General features: G+C 68.6%; 16 protein-coding genes. 7 read left to right on the top strand and 9 right to left on the bottom strand.

What is annotated here, in order from left to right; genetic code table 11:
* Positions 1–4: 4 nt before the first annotated feature.
* Positions 5–1,513 (bottom strand): cytochrome ubiquinol oxidase subunit I, encoded by a 1,509-nt coding sequence (locus tag ACWD68_RS28150; protein ID WP_451809252.1) that lies wholly within the window; start codon positions 1,511–1,513, stop codon positions 5–7.
* 494 nt (positions 1,514–2,007) lie between these two features.
* Positions 2,008–3,084, bottom strand: coding sequence for a histidinol-phosphate transaminase (hisC, locus tag ACWD68_RS28145; protein ID WP_451809251.1), 1,077 nt, complete (start codon positions 3,082–3,084; stop codon positions 2,008–2,010).
* Between the two features lie 468 nt (positions 3,085–3,552).
* Between hisC and ACWD68_RS28140 the strand changes: the two genes are divergently transcribed.
* From ACWD68_RS28140 to ACWD68_RS28130, 3 genes are all read left to right on the top strand, one after another.
* Positions 3,553–4,665: a LacI family DNA-binding transcriptional regulator gene (locus ACWD68_RS28140; RefSeq protein WP_451809250.1), complete on the top strand. Its 1,113-nt coding sequence runs from the start codon at positions 3,553–3,555 to the stop codon at positions 4,663–4,665.
* A 202-nt stretch (positions 4,666–4,867) separates the two neighbouring features.
* On the top strand, positions 4,868–6,013 hold the full coding sequence (locus ACWD68_RS28135; RefSeq protein WP_451809249.1) for a metallophosphoesterase: 1,146 nt from the start codon (positions 4,868–4,870) through the stop codon (positions 6,011–6,013).
* Positions 6,014–6,195: 182 nt separating this feature from the next.
* Complete coding sequence (locus ACWD68_RS28130; protein ID WP_451809248.1) at positions 6,196–7,059, top strand: hypothetical protein; 864 nt, start codon at positions 6,196–6,198, stop codon at positions 7,057–7,059.
* A gap of 220 nt (positions 7,060–7,279) precedes the next feature.
* Here the strand turns inward: ACWD68_RS28130 and ACWD68_RS28125 are convergent, their stop codons facing one another.
* The gene (locus ACWD68_RS28125) at positions 7,280–8,821 is read right to left on the bottom strand and encodes a VWA domain-containing protein (protein WP_451809247.1); all 1,542 of its coding nucleotides are present in this window, start codon (positions 8,819–8,821) and stop codon (positions 7,280–7,282) included.
* 236 nt (positions 8,822–9,057) lie between these two features.
* Positions 9,058–9,945, bottom strand: a complete 888-nt coding sequence (locus ACWD68_RS28120) for a LysR family transcriptional regulator (protein WP_451809246.1) — start codon at positions 9,943–9,945, stop codon at positions 9,058–9,060.
* A gap of 182 nt (positions 9,946–10,127) precedes the next feature.
* Between ACWD68_RS28120 and ACWD68_RS28115 the strand changes: the two genes are divergently transcribed.
* Together ACWD68_RS28115 and ACWD68_RS28110 are read left to right on the top strand one after the other, a co-directional pair.
* A complete protein-coding gene (locus ACWD68_RS28115) occupies positions 10,128–10,526 on the top strand; it encodes a DUF1801 domain-containing protein (RefSeq protein WP_451809245.1) in 399 nt (132 codons plus the stop codon).
* A gap of 5 nt (positions 10,527–10,531) precedes the next feature.
* Complete coding sequence (locus tag ACWD68_RS28110) at positions 10,532–10,918, top strand: VOC family protein (RefSeq protein WP_451809291.1); 387 nt, start codon at positions 10,532–10,534, stop codon at positions 10,916–10,918.
* A 64-nt stretch (positions 10,919–10,982) separates the two neighbouring features.
* On the opposite strand, the gene thiC is transcribed toward ACWD68_RS28110, so the two are convergent.
* Complete coding sequence (gene thiC / locus ACWD68_RS28105) at positions 10,983–12,803, bottom strand: phosphomethylpyrimidine synthase ThiC (RefSeq protein ID WP_451809244.1); 1,821 nt, start codon at positions 12,801–12,803, stop codon at positions 10,983–10,985.
* A gap of 220 nt (positions 12,804–13,023) precedes the next feature.
* On the opposite strand from thiC, the gene ACWD68_RS28100 reads away from it, so the two are divergent.
* The gene (locus ACWD68_RS28100; RefSeq protein ID WP_451809243.1) at positions 13,024–14,553 is read left to right on the top strand and encodes a YibE/F family protein; all 1,530 of its coding nucleotides are present in this window, start codon (positions 13,024–13,026) and stop codon (positions 14,551–14,553) included.
* Positions 14,554–14,634: 81 nt separating this feature from the next.
* Here the strand turns inward: ACWD68_RS28100 and ACWD68_RS28095 are convergent, their stop codons facing one another.
* From ACWD68_RS28095 to ACWD68_RS28080, 4 genes are all read right to left on the bottom strand, one after another.
* On the bottom strand, positions 14,635–15,072 hold the full coding sequence (locus tag ACWD68_RS28095) for an SsgA family sporulation/cell division regulator (RefSeq protein WP_266760541.1): 438 nt from the start codon (positions 15,070–15,072) through the stop codon (positions 14,635–14,637).
* A gap of 99 nt (positions 15,073–15,171) precedes the next feature.
* The gene (locus ACWD68_RS28090; protein WP_451809290.1) at positions 15,172–15,897 is read right to left on the bottom strand and encodes an IclR family transcriptional regulator; all 726 of its coding nucleotides are present in this window, start codon (positions 15,895–15,897) and stop codon (positions 15,172–15,174) included.
* Between the two features lie 558 nt (positions 15,898–16,455).
* Positions 16,456–16,668: a DUF5326 family protein gene (locus tag ACWD68_RS28085; protein WP_351536064.1), complete on the bottom strand. Its 213-nt coding sequence runs from the start codon at positions 16,666–16,668 to the stop codon at positions 16,456–16,458.
* A 163-nt stretch (positions 16,669–16,831) separates the two neighbouring features.
* The gene (locus ACWD68_RS28080) at positions 16,832–17,149 is read right to left on the bottom strand and encodes a cupin domain-containing protein (protein ID WP_451809242.1); all 318 of its coding nucleotides are present in this window, start codon (positions 17,147–17,149) and stop codon (positions 16,832–16,834) included.
* Positions 17,150–17,230: 81 nt separating this feature from the next.
* Between ACWD68_RS28080 and ACWD68_RS28075 the strand changes: the two genes are divergently transcribed.
* On the top strand, positions 17,231–17,614 hold the full coding sequence (locus ACWD68_RS28075; RefSeq protein ID WP_451809241.1) for a phage holin family protein: 384 nt from the start codon (positions 17,231–17,233) through the stop codon (positions 17,612–17,614).
* Positions 17,615–17,617 lie beyond the last annotated feature (3 nt).

The following is a 17,617-nucleotide window of genomic DNA, read 5'->3' as shown; positions in this document are numbered from 1 at the left end:
GAGCCTAGTAGGAGAAGGCCATCGGCTTGTCGGCGTCACTGGAGTCGCCGCCGATCTTGGTGGGCGGATTGAGGTCGGACTCGGTTAGCTCGGGGGGCCCTGCCTTGACGTACTTCACGAGCAGCTTGACCTCGATGACGGCGAGGATCGCGTAGAGCAACGTGAAGACGGTCATCGAAGTGATGACCTCGCCCTGCGAGACCGTGGGGGAGACCGCGAACCGGGTCTGCAGAACGCCGTACACGACCCACGGCTGGCGGCCCATCTCGGTGAAGATCCAGCCCCAGGAGTTGGCGATCAGCGGGAAGCCCAGGGTCCAGATGGCGATGCGCCAGCCCCACTTGGTGAGCGTCGGACCGAGTGCCTTGCTCTTGAACAGAACCAGATGCGGCACCTCGTCCTCGCCGACCCTCAGGTGCTGCGGCAGCATGAACTTCTTGCGGGTCAGCCAGAGTCCGACCACGCCGATCAGGAAGGACGCCATCCCGAAGCCGATCATCCAGCGGAACGCCCAGAAGGTGACCGGGATGATGGGGCGGTAGTCGCCGGGGCCGTACTTCTCCTGCTCGGCCTTGTTGGTGTCGTTGATGCCGGGGACATACGAGTTGAAGTTGTCGTCGGCGAGGAACGACAGTATCCCCGGGATGGACAGCTCGACGGTGTTGTGGCCCTTGCTGACGTCTCCGTACGCGAAGATCGAGAACGGGGCGGAGTCCTGACCGTCCCACAGCGCCTCGGCGGCGGCCATCTTCATCGGCTGCTGCTTGAACATGATCTTGCCGAGAGTGTCGCCGCTGATCGCCGTGAGCAGACCGGCGATGACGACGGTGATGAGGCCGAGCCGCAGCGAGGTCTTCATGACGGCGACATGCCGTTTGCGGGCCAGGTGGATCGCGGCGATGCCCACCATGAAGGCGCCGCCCGTCAGGAAGGCCGCCGTGAGGGTGTGGAACGCCTGGGCGAGCGCGGTGTTCTGGGTCAGCACGTGCCAGAAGTCGGTGAGTTCGGCGCGCCCCTTCGCCTTGTTGATCCGGTAGCCGACGGGGTGCTGCATCCACGAGTTGGCCGCGAGGATGAAGTACGCCGACAGGATCGTGCCGATGGAGACCATCCAGATACAGGCGAGGTGAAGCTTCTTCGGGAGCCTGTCCCAGCCGAAGATCCACAGCCCGATGAAGGTGGACTCGAAGAAGAAGGCGATCAGGGCCTCGAAGGCGAGCGGGGCACCGAAGATGTCGCCGACGAACCGCGAGTAGGCGGACCAGTTCATGCCGAACTGGAACTCCTGCACGATGCCGGTGACGACACCCATCGCAATGTTGATCAGGAAGAGCTTGCCCCAGAACTTGGTGGCCTTGAGGTACTTCTGGTTCTCCGTACGCACCCAGGCTGTCTGCAGGCCGGCGACGAGCGCGGCGAGCGAGATCGTCAGGGGGACGAAGAGGAAGTGGTAGACGGTGATAATGCCGAACTGCCATCGCGCCAGAGTCTCCGGCGCCAAAGCCAATTCCACGTCGTCAGTCTCCTTACGTCGCCATGGTCACAGCGGCAGTTTGCCCGCTTTGTTGCAGACATCACGGGAGGAACAGGACACGCTTGTGAACGCGTTCACATTCACAAGCAATTATGACGCATACCCGTTCGAGGGGTGAGGGGTGGGGGGTCCCTAAGCGGGACCGATGGGCCCCGACCGGTAGGGACCGGTCGCCCCCTGGCGCGCGCGAGGCTTCCCGACTCTTCCCTGCCCGTGATCTCCCGGATCCGCGGGCGGAGTGCGACCCGCAGGCCGGACTCGCAGGTTCTGCCTGATGCGCGCGCCCACCGACCACCGGCCCGCGGGGCACCTCACCGCGGCCCTCGCGCCCCGACCGCCCTCGCTCTCCCCCGGACGCCACCCGGATCGCACACACGCCGAAGGGCCCCGTACGCGGGGAACGCGTACGGGGCCCTTCCCGGCTCGCGGGCGGACGCCCCGGAAGCCCTGGGCAGGCGCGCTCCGCCGGACGACTACAGGTCCTTGCGGAAGCCCTCGGTCGCCTTCAGGAAGATGTCGTTCGCCTCGGTCTCGCCGATGGTGACGCGGACGCCCTCGCCGACGAACGGACGCACGACGACACCGGCCTGCTCGCAGTGGGCGGCGAAGTCGAGGGTGCGCTCCCCCAGACGCAGCCACACGAAGTTGGCCTGCGTCTCGGGCACGGTCCAGCCCTGACCGCGCAGCGTGTCGACGACCCGGGTGCGCTCGCAGACCAGCGAGCCGACCCGGCCGAGCAGTTCGTCCTCGGCGCGCAGGCTCGCCACGGCGGCGTCCTGGGCCAGCTGGCTCACTCCGAAGGGCACGGCCGTCTTGCGCAGCGCCGCCGCCACCGGCTCGTGAGCGATCGCGAAGCCGACCCGGAGGCCGGCCAGCCCGTACGCCTTGGAGAAGGTGCGCAGCACACAGACGTTGGGCCGGTCGCGGTAGATCGCCACGCCGTCCGGCACCTCGACGTCACGGATGAACTCGCGGTACGCCTCGTCCAGGACGACCAGCACATCGCTCGGCACCCGGTCCAGGAACCGCTCCAGCTCGGCCCGGCGCACCACGGTGCCGGTCGGGTTGTTCGGGTTGCAGAGGAAAATCAGCCGGGTCCGGTCGGTGATGGCGTCGGCCATCGCGTCCAGGTCGTGCACATCGCCCGGGGTCAGCGGCACCTGCACCGAGGTCGCCCCGCTGATCTGCGTGATGATCGGGTACGCCTCGAAGGACCGCCAGGCGTAGATGACCTCGTCACCGGGACCGCTCGTGGCCTGCAGCAGCGACTGCGCGACACCGACCGAGCCGGTGCCGGTCGCCAGGTGCGAGACCGGGACGCCGAACCGGTCCGCCAGCTCGTTCATCAACCCGGTGCACGCCATGTCCGGGTAGCGGTTGAACGACCCGATCGCCGCCGTGACGCTCTCGATCACCCCGGGCAGCGGCGGATACGGGTTCTCGTTGGAGGACAGCTTGTACGCCACGGCGCCGGCCGCGGCAGGCTTGCCGGGCTTGTAGGTGGGGATACCCGCCAGCTCCGCACGCAGCTTGGGGCTCGTCTCGCTCACCGCAGTCCTCCTCGTGACCACCAGCGGCTCATGACCACCACCGGCTACCAATGCTTCTCACCTTATGAGGATTCGGCGCCGCTGCGAATGGCCTGTGGACAACCGGACACCACCTTGTGTCCGACGAGGTGATCATTCACCTGCGCGGGCCCCCGCCGTCGGCGTCGCACGACCGGCGATCATCCGCGTACTAAGTCGTACGAAAAGGGGGCGCGCCGACGGCCGCCACATGCGCCGGTGGCTCGCGCCGTGGCGCGCATCCCTCGTACAGGTGAGTTGAGACCTCTTCGAAACATGGCCCACTTGGCAGGCCTATGCGCGCCGACAAGTCACGTCCTGGCATGGGATCGTTCAACTACCTTCACTTCAAAGGGAGTTAGGCCATCTCGATCATGCAGAAACGTGCCTGTCAACGCGTGCATATGCGTCCGCACTACCCCACCGCATGACCCCTACTATCGGCTCGCCATGACAGCAGCAGGGAAGCACCAGGTGAGCCGGGCGGAGACCTCCCGCCGAGGCGGTCGGCCGGGCCGGGCGGGCATCAGAGACGTGGCCGCGGCAGCAGGGGTCTCCATCACGACTGTGTCCGATGCCCTCAACGGCAAGGGCCGGCTCCCGGACGCCACCCGACGCCATGTCCGCGAAGTCGCCGACCGGCTGGGCTATCGCCCGTCGGCAGCGGCCCGAACCCTCCGTACCGGCAGGTCGGGCCTGATCGGCCTGACCGTGACCACGTACGGGGATGAACCTTTCACCTTCACCGAGTTCGCGTACTTCGCCGAGATGGCCAGAGCCGCCACCTCGGCCGCGCTCGCCCGGGGATACGCCCTGGTCATCCTTCCCGCGACCTCCCGCCACGACGTGTGGTCGAACGTCGCCCTGGACGGAACCGTGGTCATCGACCCGTCCGACCACGATCCGGTCGTGAGCGAACTGGTCCGCCAGGGTCTGCCGGTCGTCTCCGACGGCCGCCCCGCGGGATCGCTCCCGGTCACCGCCTGGGTGGACAACGACCACGAGGCCGCGGTCCTCGGCATCCTCGACCACCTGGCCGCCGCGGGAGCGCGCCGCATCGGCCTCCTCACCGGCACCACGACGGACACTTACACCCACCTGTCCACCACCGCATACCTGCGCTGGTGCGAGCGCGTGGGCCAGGATCCGGTGTACGAGGCCTACCCCGCGCACGATCCGTGCGCGGGAGCCGTGGCCGCCGACCGGCTCCTCGCCCGGCCCGACCGCCCCGACGCCGTCTACGGCCTCTTCGACCCGAACGGCACCGATCTGCTGGCCGCGGCCCGCCGCTACGGTCTGCGCGTGCCCGAGGACCTGCTGCTGGTCTGCTGCAGCGAGTCCACGGTCTACGCCAACACCGAACCGCCCGTCACGACTCTCTCCCTCAAACCGCGCCGAATCGGCACAGCCGTCGTCCAGCTGCTGATCGACGCCATCGAAGGGGTCGAATCGGACCAACCGGTCGAGCAGGTGATACCGACAGAGCTGATCGTGCGGACCTCGTCGGAACGCCGTCCGTCCCGCACGACGGTCAGTCCGCCCCGATCACCCGAGGCGGGTTGACGCCCGAGACCGTGAGGGCGGGACAAGCCCCGCCCAATTCGGACGAAATCCTCGGTGAACTGGACTCCTGTTCCGATTCACCACCCCTGGGTCATCACATGGCGCGATCCGCATTCCTATGATGGGCGGACGACACCGCGGGCCGCTGCGACCAGGCAGTCCGAACGGGTGCAGATGCGGCGCGATGGTGGTGGAGGGGTCGATGACTCAGGGGGCCGGTCAGGGACCCGAGGTGGTGCGGACGGCGACGTTGCGCGACTTCCGGGTACCCGCGTACGTCCACGAGACCGGTCCGTATGCGCAGAACACGCCTCACGGCGAGAGCGCGGGACCCGTGGGGGAGGCTGCGCGGTACGCGTCGGGGGAGTCCTCGCCGTACGCCTCCGTGGACTCCCCCGAACAGTTCCCGGGGGAGTTCTCCGAGGGGTACACCCCCACACAGCGCGATCTGCCGGTCATCCATCGGGGTGACACTCTTCAGGTCGCCGTCGACACCGTCGCCGTACCCGCCCCGGCTCCCGGCGCGGGCCCCGGGCCGCTGTACGTCGTCGGCGATGTGCACGGCTACCTCGACCAGCTCGTCGCCGCGCTCCAGGAGAAGGGCCTCGTCGACGCCGCGGGCAAATGGTCGGCCGGCACCTCGCGTCTGTGGTTCCTCGGGGACTTCACCGACCGCGGCCCGGACGGCATCGGCGTGATCGACCTCGTGATGCGGCTGTCCGCCGAGGCGGCGGCGGCCGGCGGCTACTGCAAGGCGCTCATGGGCAACCACGAGCTGCTGCTGCTCGGCGCCAAGCGGTTCGGCGACACCCCCGTCAACTCCGGCGCGGGTACCGCCACCTTCCAGGCCGCCTGGCTGCTCAACGGCGGCCAGAAGACGGACATGGACCGCCTCCAGGACCACCACCTGCAGTGGATGGCCCGCCTCGACGCCATGGAACAGGTCGACGGACACCTCCTGGTGCACTCCGACACCACCGCCTACCTGGACTACGGCGACTCCATCGAAGCGGTCAACGACACCGTCCGCGAAACCCTCACCCGCAACGACGCCGACGAGTGCTGGGACCTCTTCCGCAAGTTCACCAAGCGCTTCGCCTTCCGCGACGACGGTGGCGCCGAGGCCGTCCGCGAACTGCTCGGCGCCTACGGCGGTTCGCGCATCGTCCACGGCCACAGCCCCATTCCGTATCTGCTGGGCGAGGTCGGCCCGGAGGAAGGCGAGAACAGCGCGGGCCCCGTGGTCGAAGGACCGCACCTCTACGCCGACGGGCTGGCCATCGCCATGGACGGCGGAGTGACCATGGCCGGAAAACTGCTGGTCCAGCAACTTCCGCTGGATACCTGAGCGTTCGCCGGGCAGGCGTCCCCCCGGGCGGACCACGTCGGCCGAGGGGCCAATTTCTGGAAACCCCCTGTCACGGCGTGCCGTCGCCGCTCTACCATCGGCTTATCCGTAGCAGGCTCCCCTCCGTTTCTGCCCGACGGCTCGTCAGCGTGCGAGCCACCAGCCCTACGGAGCATCGGGGGATGCAGATGAACAGCGTTCCGCAGCACCTGCTGAGCGAGGACCGCCAGGACTACGAGCGGATCCTCGATGAGGCGCTGCGCTCCGCACCACACCGCCCGGAACTCGCCGCTGTCGGCCAGCGGCTCAACCTCGAACAACTGCGCACCATGGCGCTCAACGCCACGGCCCTCATCACGACGGCCGCGGCGGACGAGTACGCGCACTATGTGAAGGCCCGCGAGGAACTGCGCCGCCCGGCGCGGCCCACCACGGTCGTGAGCGAGGAAGTCGGCTCCGCGGAGCCGGGTACGACCGCGATGGGGCTCGCCGCCACCGTGGGGGAGGTCACCGAGACCGCCGGTGCCGGCGCGGTCGCCGTCGTCGCGGTGCTCGCTCCCGTCCTCGCCGGGACAGCCGCGGTGATATTCCTGCTCGTGGGCTACGTCCTGAAGATGCTCGCCCCCGAGCCGGCCATCGCCACGACTCTCCTGACCACCGGATGGGTCTTCGGCGCGGTCACGGCGGCCGCGATTCTAGTCGCCGCGGCCGGACTGCTGTTGACCGCACTGCGCAACAGCTCGTCCTCGCTCCGGGCCGGAGCGGGGGGCGAGCTGTCCGAACAGGTCACCCGGGCCCAGCGGGCCTGGCACGACGCCCTGCTGGAGCGCGGCATCCTGCCGTTCCTCCGGGAGGCTCTCGCGGACCCGGGGTCGGCGGCACTGGGCCGGGCCGCACCGGCCCCCAGCCGCATCCCCCACCTCGGCTACGACCGACCGGGGTTCAGCAGCCCCGACGGCGGACCCGCGGCCGGCCCGCGTCCGAGCTTCTCCAGCCCGGACTTCTCCAGCCCGGACTTCGGGGGACCGGAACACCAGCCCGAGTGACCCGGCCGGGCCGACGGCCGGGCTCACGAGAGGGAACGGGCCCGCGCGGGTGCGCGGGCCCGTACGGCTGCGGGAGCGGGCCCCTACGACAGCCGCGTCCATACGGTGGGCCGTCCTCGGCGCCCGCCGCGGCGGCGGTTCCGGGGGCCCGCCATGGCTCCGGGTCCGTACGGCCGCCGCGTTGCGGGTCCGAAGGCGTCGTCCGATGCCCTCGGCCGGTTCAGAAGATGCCCAGCCGCCGTGCCTCGCTCATCCACGACGGGAACTCGGACAGCAGCCGGTCGTAGAGCTCCGGATCCGGTACGTCGCTGATGTCGTCGACCGCGAAGAAGCCCACGTTGTCGACGCGCCGGCCCGGCAGCGTGTCGAACCGCTCCAGTACGCCGTAGTTGGAGCGCCCCAGTCCGACGAACTGCCAGAAGATCGGCTCGTCCACCGCCTCCCGCAGCTCCTTCTCGATCTCCTTGTTGCGGTAGACACCCCCGTCGGAGAAGAAGAGCACCAGCGTGGGATCGGCGGCCGGGTGCTCGCGGACGTACGTCCGGACCTCGGCGATCACCTTCTGCTCCTCGTTCTGGATGCCGACCGCCCGCATGTCCACCTGCCCGGGCAGCATTCCCTTCCGAGGCTTCTTGCTCCGCCGGAACAGGGTCAGTTCACCGACTCGGACATGGTGCTCCAGCCACTCCGGCAGGTCCCCCACGGCGAGGTCCGGCAGCCGGGCCGGGTTCGACGCGAAGGTCCACGCCTGCATCTCTCCGTCGTCGTCCAACTGGGCGGCCACCGCGGCCATCCGCTCCACCACATCGGCGACGACGCCCTTCGAGTACAGGAACGACATCGACCCGGAGGCGTCCAGAACCAGGATGACGCGGGCTCTCACACCCACCGCCCCGTGCTTGCGCAGGCTGACCGCCACCTGCTCCTTGCGCAGGGAGAGCCGCTTGCGCATGTCCACGGGCAACTGATCCTCGCCCTTGATCAGGCGAGGGGCGGAACCGCGCGCCGGAGTCGGAGCCGGAACCGGGGGAGCCGAGGGAACCGGCGGAACGGTCGCGGTCGGAGGGGTGGGGGCCGGAGGGGGCATCGGGGCGGACGGGGGCGACATCGTGGGCCGAGACGGAACGGCGGGCATGGCCGCGGAGGCTGCCGCCGCACCGGGCGCACCTCCGGAGCCCGTGACTCCGGACGCCGCGCCCCTGGAACCCGTGCTCCCGGACGCACCCGGCTCCTCGTCCACGCTGATCCCGAAGTCGGTGGCCATGCCGGCGAGTCCGGAGGCGTACCCCTGGCCCACCGCGCGGAACTTCCACTGACCGCCCCGCAGATACAGCTCACCCCCGATGAACGCCGTCTCCGTCGTCGCCTCCATCTCGAACAGCGCCAGCTCCTGCCCGGTCGCGGCGTCGAGCAGTGTCAGCCTCAGACCTGTCAGCCCGCCGAAGGTGCCCCCGTCGGCGGAGGCGCCCAGGACGACCCGCTGGATCTCCGGCTCCAGGGCACGCAGATCCACCCCGACGGTGTCCGTCGTCCCTCCGCCTTCCCTCCGCTTCCCCAGGTGACGCACGGCGCCGGAGGCATGCCTCGGCTGGTTGTAGAAGACGAAGTCACCGTCGTCCCGCACCCGTCCGTCCGCACGGAGCAGCAGAGCCGAGGCATCGGCGTCCGGCGCACCGGGGCCCCCGGACCAGCCGAGCACGACCCGCACCTCCTGCGCCGCGACGGGAAGGTTGGCGCCCTTGCTCATCGATGTCGCTGTCATGCGCCCAGTCTGCCTAGAGAACCCGGCACCGGAACCGTCCGATACGCATCCGCGCCCATCGGGCGGGTCGCAAGTCTCATGCCCCCGCCCTCGTCCCGATCCCGATCCCGATCCGAAGCCGGAGACCCGGCAAACGGCTTCGGGCTCCTGACAGCTCCCGGCTCCTGGCACCCGGTTCTCGGCACCAGGCACCAGGCACCCGGCTCCTGGCTCTGGTCTCGGGTCTCGGCTCCGCTTCAGGGGGAGCCGGTCGCGTCCGTCGCGGCCCGTACGAACTCGCGCACCCGCTCATTGGTGTTGCCCTCCCTCCACACCAGTCCTCGTTCGATCGGCTGCGCGTCGTGAAGAGGCACGTACGCGACGTCGGGTCGGGGGTAGTACTGGCGGGAGTGCTCCCCGACCGGCAGGACACCGCGGCCCATCGCGACCAGCGTCAGCATCTCGGAGAACGACCCGCCGACCGGGCCCTTCGGAACGGGCCTGCCCGAAGGAGTGCGATCCGGTGTGCGCTCCCGTTTGAACCCCGCCGAGGTCACCTCCGGGTACTGCACCACGGGGTGCTCCGCGAGAACTTCGACAGAGACCCGCTCCTCGCCGGCGAGCGGATGACCGGCCGCCACGGCCAGTACCCGTCTCTCCCGCAGCAGCGCCGGCCCGCAGGCCATCCCGTCGAAGGGAAACGAGGCGAGGAGGAGATCGATCGAGCCGTCCACCAGACTCGCCCGGGAGTTGGACAGCTGAACCTCCCGCACGTCGACCCGGCAGTCGGGGTGCCGCTCACCGAACAGGCCGACCGCCCTGAGCAGTGCTGGTGCCGTCCACTCACCGAGGAAGGCGACCCGGAGCTCTCCAGTGACCCCACGACTGGCATCGGCAGCCCTTCGCAACGCCGTCTCCATCGCGGCGACCAGCGGCACCAGGTCGTCCGCCAGTTGCCGGCCGATCGGAGTGAGCCGGACGGAACGGCTGTTGCGTTCGAACAGCGGCCCGCCGACCCTGCGTTCAAGCTTCTTGATCACCTGGCTGACCCGCCCGGTCGTGATGAGCAACCGCTCTGCGGTCCGGCCGAAGTGCATTTCCTCGGCCAGCGTCAGGAAGGACTCGATCTCCAGCCGCTCCAGCATGAAACCCCCGGCGTTAAATCTGGCTCAACGGTCGTACGTCGATCCTGCCTTGATGGCTTGTGTCCCGCGGCGGATCGTAGAAGGCGTCCAACCGGCCCCTCGGAGGGACCGGAACGAACCCCTCGGACAACCGAGCGCCCCAAGACGCACGGTGCACAGGCACACAGGCACGTTGGTGCTCGGTGCCACCCACCACCCCCCTCCTGAACGGGACCCACATGAACGCCTCGGACATCACCTCCTACCTGAACGGGCTCGACGGCCCCCTCCGCGACATCGGCGAGAAGATCCGCCCCGTCATCGACTCCGCCCTCCCCGACGGCTCCGGTGCGATATGGCACGGCCATCCCACCTGGAGCCTCGGGGACAAGCCCGGTCAGACCCCGATCTGCCTGCTCAAGGGCTACACGTCCCACGTCACCTTCGGCTTCTGGCGCGGCCAGGAGGTGGCCGATCCATCGGGCCGACTGGTCGCCGGAGCCCGCCGGATGGCCTCGGTGAAGCTCAGTCGTACCGACGACGTCGACCCCGTCCTGTTCGGTGAGTGGCTTCGCCTCGCCGTCGCCCTGGAGACGAAGTGACCTCGATGCGCGTGAAGGCCTTCGACCACCTGGTCCTCAACGTCGAGGACGTCGAACGGTCCCTGGGCTTCTACACCGGGCTTCTCGGACTGGCACCCGTACGCCTTGCCGAGTGGCGAGCCGGCCAGGTCCCGTTCCCGTCGGTGCGGATCACCGCGGAAACCATCATCGACCTGGTGGACGGCCCCCGAGGGGAGTCCAACGTCGACCACATCTGTCTCACCGTGGAACCGCTGGACTGGGACGAGGTCATCGCGTCGGGATCCTTCACTGTGCTTCAGGGGCCGGTCGCGCGCTTCGGGGCGCGGGGCACCGCCAGCTCGGTGTACGTCCAGGACCCGGACGGCAACACGGTGGAACTGCGCTGGTACCCACAGGACACCGCGGCGTGACCGGGCGGGCCGAGGGCGACGGTCCGGGCGTTCCGTGCCCCGGACCGCGCCCCCGTGGAGCAGCTCAGTCGGCCAACGGCAGGTACACGCGGTTGCCCGCCTCCGCGAACTCCCGGGACTTCTGAAGCATGCCTTCGGAGATCTCCGCCGCGGAAGCGCCTTCGGCCGCGTCACCGCCGAACCGCTCGTTGATGCTCTGGCTGATCTTCATCGAGCAGAACTTCGGCCCGCACATGGAGCAGAAGTGGGCCGTCTTGGCGGGCTCGGCCGGCAGTGTCTCGTCATGGAACTCCCGTGCCGTGTCCGGATCGAGAGCCAGGTTGAACTGGTCCTCCCACCGGAACTCGAAGCGGGCGTCGGAGAGCGCGTCGTCCCAGTCCTGTGCACCTGGGTGCCCCTTGGCGAGGTCGGCCGCATGGGCAGCGATCTTGTAGGTGATGACACCGGTCTTGACGTCGTCACGGTTGGGCAGGCCCAGGTGCTCCTTCGGCGTGACGTAGCAGAGCATGGCCGTGCCCCACCAGGCGATCATCGCGGCACCGATGCCGGAAGTGATGTGGTCGTACGCAGGCGCGACGTCCGTCGTCAGCGGGCCGAGCGTATAGAACGGAGCTTCATCACAGATCTCCTGCTGAAGGTCGATGTTCTCCTTGATCTTGTGCATCGGGACATGTCCCGGGCCTTCGATCATCGTCTGCACTTGAAAACGCTTCGCGATGGTGTTGAGTTCCCCGAGCGTCCTCAACTCCGCGAACTGTGCGGCGTCGTTGGCGTCCGCGATGGAGCCGGGCCGCAGTCCGTCGCCGAGCGAGTAGGTGACGTCGTAGGCGGCGAGGATCTCGCAGAGTTCCTCGAAGTTCTCGTACAGGAACGACTCCTGGTGGTGCGCGAGGCACCAGGCCGCCATGATCGAGCCGCCGCGCGAGACGATGCCGGTCTTGCGGTTCGCGGTGAGCGGCACGTACGCCAGGCGCACGCCCGCGTGCACCGTCATGTAGTCCACGCCCTGTTCGGCCTGCTCGATGACCGTGTCCTTGTAGATCTCCCAGGTCAGCTCCTCGGCACGACCGTCGACCTTCTCCAGCGCCTGGTAGAGCGGCACCGTGCCGATGGGGACGGGGGAGTTGCGCAGCACCCACTCGCGCGTGGTGTGGATGTTGCGACCGGTCGACAGGTCCATGACCGTGTCGGCGCCCCAGCGGGTCGCCCAGGTCATCTTCTCGACCTCCTCCTCGATGGAGGACGTGACCGCGGAGTTGCCGATGTTGGCGTTGACCTTCACCAGGAACCGCTTGCCGATGATCATCGGCTCGATCTCCGGATGGTTGACGTTGGCGGGCAGCACCGCGCGGCCGGCGGCGATCTCCTCGCGTACGACTTCGGGGTCGACGTTCTCCCGGACCGCCACGAACTCCATCTCGGGCGTGATCTCGCCACGCCGCGCGTAGGCGAGCTGGGTGACCGCCTGCCCGAGGCGCCCCCGCCTCGGCTGACGCGGCCGCCCCGGGAAGACCGCGTCCAGGTTGCGCAGTCCCCCGCGCGGGGACGTGTGCTTGATCCCGTCGTCCTCTGGGCGGGCGGGACGGCCCGCGTACTCCTCGGTGTCTCCGCGGGCGATGATCCAGTTCTCGCGCAGCGGCGCGAGCCCCCTGCGTACATCGGTGTCGATGGTCGGATCGGTGTACGGGCCGGAGGTGTCGTACAGCGTTACGGACTGCCCGTTGGTCAGGTGCACCTGACGAACCGGCACCCGCAGATCGGGACGCGTACCCCCGACGTACGCCTTGTGCCAGCCGATGGACTTCCCGGCCTCGCCGTTCAGCGACGGTGAAGAAGCCCCGTCCGTCTGGCTGAAGGCAGGCGTGCGTACATCCTTGTTGGTCATGAGACCTACTCCCTACGCCGGCATTACCCGGTAACAGGTTCAGCGGTCGACGCAGCGGATTCCGTTCGTCGATGTTTCATGTGAAACATCGCGAAGACGGAGGTCAGCGCCCTCTCAGCCCGGTGCTCCGAGCTCCCGCGTGTGCAAAGGTGCCTCCACGCTAGCGTCATATTTGGCGCGGTGAACAGAGGGCCCTTGTCGTTCTTGCGATGATCGGTCGGTGACAACACCCCAGCGATCCCCGTTCCCACCGTCCGAGCCTCCGCGCCGTCCGGGCTCCGACGACGGCTACGGACACGGACATGGACACGGTTCCGGCAACGGCCATGGACATGAGCACGGGCCGGGTGGTGGGCACGGTTCCGGACCGGACGGCGGTCACGACGGTCGTGGCGGCGAACACGGGCCGGGCCCGGGCGGCGGGCACGGTGGGGGTTCGGGCGGCGGGCACGGGCACTCGCACAGTCACGGTCCCGCCGCGCCGGTCTCCAAGCACCTGCGCAAGGTCATCGCCGCGGTACTGATCCCGTTCGCGGCCGCGGTCGCGGTGGGTCTCGTGGTGCTGTGGCCCGGCGGCGCCCCCGCCCACGAGCGAACCGGTGTCGGCTTCGACCGGCAGAGCCAGCAGGCGACGGTCACCAAGATCGACCAGGTGGGCTGCAAGTCCGTGAACGCCTCGGGGGAGACCCCGACGGGCGACACCTCCACCGCCGAGGGCTCCTCCGCCCAGCAGCAGGCGACGGGTGAATGCAAGAAGGCCACGATCCGGATCGACACCGGCAAGGACAAGGGCCGCACGTTCACGGAGATCGTTCAGCCGGACCAGTCACGGCAGTTGCACCAGGGCGAGAAGGTCGTCGTCGCGTATGAACCCTCCGCCCCCAAGGATCTCCAGTACTCGGTCACAGACGCGAACCGGAAGCTCCCCCTGACGCTGCTCGCCGGGATCTTCGCCGTGGTCGTCGTGGTGATCGGCCGGATGCGCGGCGTCATGGCACTGATCGCCCTGGCCATCAGCTTCATGATCCTGAACTTCTTCATCCTGCCCGCGATCCTGCAGGGCTCGAACCCGTTGGTCGTGGCCGTCGTCGGGTCCAGCGCCATCATGCTGATCGCTCTCTACATGTGCCATGGTCTGTCCGCCCGGACATCCGTGGCGGTGGTGGGCACTCTGCTCTCACTCGTGCTGATCGGCATTCTCGGCTCGGTCTTCATCGACTGGGCCGTGCTGACCGGCAACACGGACGACAACACCGGTCTGATCCACGGCCTGTACCCGTCCATCGACATGAGCGGTCTGCTGCTGGCCGGAGTCCTCATCGGTTCGCTCGGTGTTCTCGACGATGTGACGGTGACGCAGACGTCCGCGGTGTGGGAACTGCACGAGGCCAACCCCACGATGGGCTGGCGTGGCCTCTACCGCGCGGGCATCCGGATCGGCCGCGACCACATCGCGTCGGTCGTCAACACGCTCGTCCTCGCCTACGCGGGTGCCGCGCTGCCGCTGCTGCTGCTCTTCTCGATCGCGCAGAGCAGCGTGGGCACCGTGGCCAACAGCGAACTGGTCGCCGAGGAGATCGTGCGCACCCTGGTCGGCTCGATCGGCCTGGTCGCCGCGGTACCGGTGACGACCGCGCTGGCCGCCCTCGTGGTCGCCGCCGACCGTGAAGGGGCCGCGACGGGCCCTGTCGAGCCCGCGGGTGCCAGAACGCCGGCACGGAGCGGGAAGGGCCGCCGCCGCAAGCACTGAACCGTCGTCGGAAGTGCCGAAACCATCCGGCACAGACGCCCCTGTTGAGGAAGCGTTACTCCGCTCGGAGGTGACGGGGTTTCAGCCCGCGCTCTGCTCCTCCGCCAGGATGCGGTCGAGCGCTTCGTCGAGAGATGTGTCGAAACCGGCGAGGGAGCGCTCCTGCCCGAGCGGCACCAGTTTGTCCGTGCGGTCGAGGAACGCGACGAGCGGCGCGGCTCCGGACCGGAACAGGGCGTGATCTCCCCCGACCTGAAGCCGGATCAGCACCTCGCCGAACGCCTCCGGGTCGGCCGGAGCGATGTGCACATCACCGTCACCACACGGCCTGCCCACCCCGTCGATCAGCAGCTCCCGCCCGAACGCCCAGGTCACGGGCGCGTCTCCGGGCAAGTGGAAGGTCAACCGCACCGCGTACGGATCACAGGTCTCGTATCGCAGCTCCACCGGGATGCGGAAGGACAGCTCCTCGGACACGAGGAAGCTCATCATGACCTCTGCCTGCACCGACTCGCGCATCGCCTACCCCGTCGTTTGCCATCGACCGGCCAGGAATCGTCCCCTGACACTGCTGGAAATCTTGCTCAACGTGCACGACAGATCACAAGGAGTGAGTTTTCAGATACTGATAGAGATGGCGAGTGTCCCTAGCAGCCTGCCGATTTCGCTCTGCAACTTGTGTGCCGCGGGCAGCAGTCGATCGACCTGATGGGACGGAAAGGAAATGGCCATGGCCGCGGCGGTACTGCCCGCGGTGATCGGGATCGCGGCACAGACCGCGCCCAGCGCGTACTCCTGCCGCTCGATCACCGGTTCCATCCGCCCGGTCCGTTCCAGGCGCCGCAGCAGACGGTCCTTGTCACGCACCGTGTACGGGGTGATCGACTGCACCGGGTAGCGATCGAGGTGGTCCCGCCGGGACTTGTCGTCCAGCTGGGACAGCAGACACTGGCCGATCGCGTGGGCGTGTCCGGTCTCCCGGAAGTCGGCCCACTCCTCGACCGCGGGATTCGCCGGGGTGTCGGCGACGCACATGACCTCGATCTCGCCCTCGCGGTAGACCGCGTAGTACACGGGCGCCCCGATCGCATCGCGCCAGTGCGCGAGCGTGTCACTCACCGTGCTGCGACGTTTCTGCTGGGCTCCGCTGCTACTCAGCCGCTCGGCGGCCTCACCGAGGTAGAACAGCCCTCTGTCCCTGCGCAGATAGCCCTCGTGAACGAGGGTGCGCAGCAGGTGGTACGCCGTCGGCAGCGCGAGACCCGCCTCCCGGGCCAGCTGTTTGGCGGGTGCCCCCTGCTCCCGCGAGGCGACGGCCTCCAGCAGGCGCATCGCCCGCTGCACCGAGCCGATCAACGTGGTGGAGTGGGAATCCAGCGGGGTGGCTTCGGGCTCCGCCGGAGAGGTGCGGGCGAGCCGTGCCGCCCCAGGGGCCGGAGAGCGCGGACCGCGGGTCACCGACGGCTGTGTGCGCCCGGTGAGCCCGTCCGCCGGCAGGGCGCGCCGCGCGGGTGTCTCCGCCGTCGGAGTACGCGGTTTCGCCGGCTCGCCCGGCGAGGGGCGTGAAAGAGGCGGCTCTCCCGGCGAGGTGCGCGGCTGGACCGGTGGAACGCGTGCCGCCGCGGGCATGCCCGATCGCCGGAAGGGCGGAGCGATTGATGGTGCGGGTGCGGTGTCAACCGTGGCCAAGGGGCACTCCCGAAGCGCGAGGAGGACCGCCCGTGCGGGGAAACACGGGAGGGGGCTGTGCGCTGCCCGCGGGGTCGACCCCCGCGTCGAATTCCGGACTTTAACCGCCAGTCACCGCTGGCATACGGCCTCGCCGGAAAACTTCCCTCGCCCGAGGGAACCTTGGGTTCCCTTTCCCCCTTCGCCGTTACCTTCCGCTCACCCTCTCGCGCCTCACCAGTCGCTGCGCGAGGACGAACTCGACATGAACTTCCGCACGATGTAGATCAGCCCGCCGACCAGCGCGACGAAGACGAGCAGCTTGAAGAGCAGGGCGATGACGAAGCCGACGACGCTCGCTATCAGGCCGCCGAACACCACCAGGGCGATGACCGGCACCGCGACCCACTTCACCCACCACGGCATCCCGTTGAAGATCTCTCGCATCGCCCTGTCCTTACCTCTCCTCGCCCGTGGCCCCAACACCGGGACACTGCTTCCGGGTTCTCTTATGTCGTGCATCCGATGCTAGGTCGAAGAGGGGCCGTACGGTGGCCGCGCACCCCTTGTCCTCCCCTGACCGTCCCCCTAGGGAACCCTGAGACGCAGGTCAGCTCTCGGGCGGAGAGAACACCACCAGGACACGCAGATCCTCCGTGATGTGGTGGAACTTGTGGGCGACCCCGGCGGGTACGTACACGACGCTGCCCCGCGCCACCTGGGTGGTCTCCAGGCCGACCGTGATCGACGCACGTCCGCTCACCACGAAGTACACCTCGTCCTGTGCGTGCGGCTTCTGCGGGTCGAACCCGCCCGCGTCGAGCGCGTACAGCCCGACCGACATGTTCCGCTCCCGCAGAAACTGCAGGTAGGCGCCGTCGTTGGCGGCGCGCTCCGCCTCCAGTTCATCCAGCCGGAATGCCTTCATCGCCCTCGTCCGCTCTCGTGCACCACAGGCTGTGTCCACAGCCCCTTCTTGCCAGTCGATCTCTCTGTCACGATCAGACACATGAAGAATTTCGTAGTCAAGACGCTCGCCAACGCGGGGGCCCTGGCCGTCGCCGTCTGGCTGCTCGACAAGATCACCCTCACGGGCGACAGCACGGGCAAGAAGATAGGCACGCTCGTTCTCGTCGCACTGGTCTTCGGACTGGTGAACTTCCTGGTCAAGCCGATCGTGAAGGTACTGACCTTCCCGCTCTTCATCCTCACGCTCGGCCTGATCACCCTTGTGGTGAACGCCTTGATGCTGCTGCTCACCTCCTGGCTCGCCGACAAACTCGACTTGAGCTTCCATGTGGAGGGCTTCTGGACCGCCGTCCTGGGCGGCCTGATCATCTCCGTCGTCTCCTGGGCGCTCAATGTCGTCCTTCCCGACGGCGACAACGACTGAGAG

The sequence above is a fragment of the Streptomyces sp. NPDC005141 genome (assembly GCF_053599975.1).
The sequence above is the reverse complement of the archived record's forward strand: the minus strand, read 5'-3'. Positions and strand labels throughout refer to the sequence as shown.

Bases quoted from the DNA above. Each gene is read 5' to 3' on its own strand.
- ACWD68_RS28135 (WP_451809249.1), top strand. From the start codon at position 4,868: ATGACTCAGGGGGCCGGTCAGGGACCCGAGGTGGTGCGGACGGCGACG.
- ACWD68_RS28085 (WP_351536064.1), bottom strand. From the start codon at position 16,668: ATGCGAGAGATCTTCAACGGGATGCCGTGGTGGGTGAAGTGGGTCGCG.
- thiC (WP_451809244.1), bottom strand. From the start codon at position 12,803: ATGACCAACAAGGATGTACGCACGCCTGCCTTCAGCCAGACGGACGGG.
- ACWD68_RS28080 (WP_451809242.1), bottom strand. From the start codon at position 17,149: ATGAAGGCATTCCGGCTGGATGAACTGGAGGCGGAGCGCGCCGCCAAC.
- ACWD68_RS28125 (WP_451809247.1), bottom strand. From the start codon at position 8,821: ATGACAGCGACATCGATGAGCAAGGGCGCCAACCTTCCCGTCGCGGCG.
- ACWD68_RS28140 (WP_451809250.1), top strand. From the start codon at position 3,553: ATGACAGCAGCAGGGAAGCACCAGGTGAGCCGGGCGGAGACCTCCCGC.
- ACWD68_RS28075 (WP_451809241.1), top strand. From the start codon at position 17,231: ATGAAGAATTTCGTAGTCAAGACGCTCGCCAACGCGGGGGCCCTGGCC.
- ACWD68_RS28130 (WP_451809248.1), top strand. From the start codon at position 6,196: ATGCAGATGAACAGCGTTCCGCAGCACCTGCTGAGCGAGGACCGCCAG.
- ACWD68_RS28095 (WP_266760541.1), bottom strand. From the start codon at position 15,072: ATGCGCGAGTCGGTGCAGGCAGAGGTCATGATGAGCTTCCTCGTGTCC.
- ACWD68_RS28120 (WP_451809246.1), bottom strand. From the start codon at position 9,945: ATGCTGGAGCGGCTGGAGATCGAGTCCTTCCTGACGCTGGCCGAGGAA.
- ACWD68_RS28110 (WP_451809291.1), top strand. From the start codon at position 10,532: ATGCGCGTGAAGGCCTTCGACCACCTGGTCCTCAACGTCGAGGACGTC.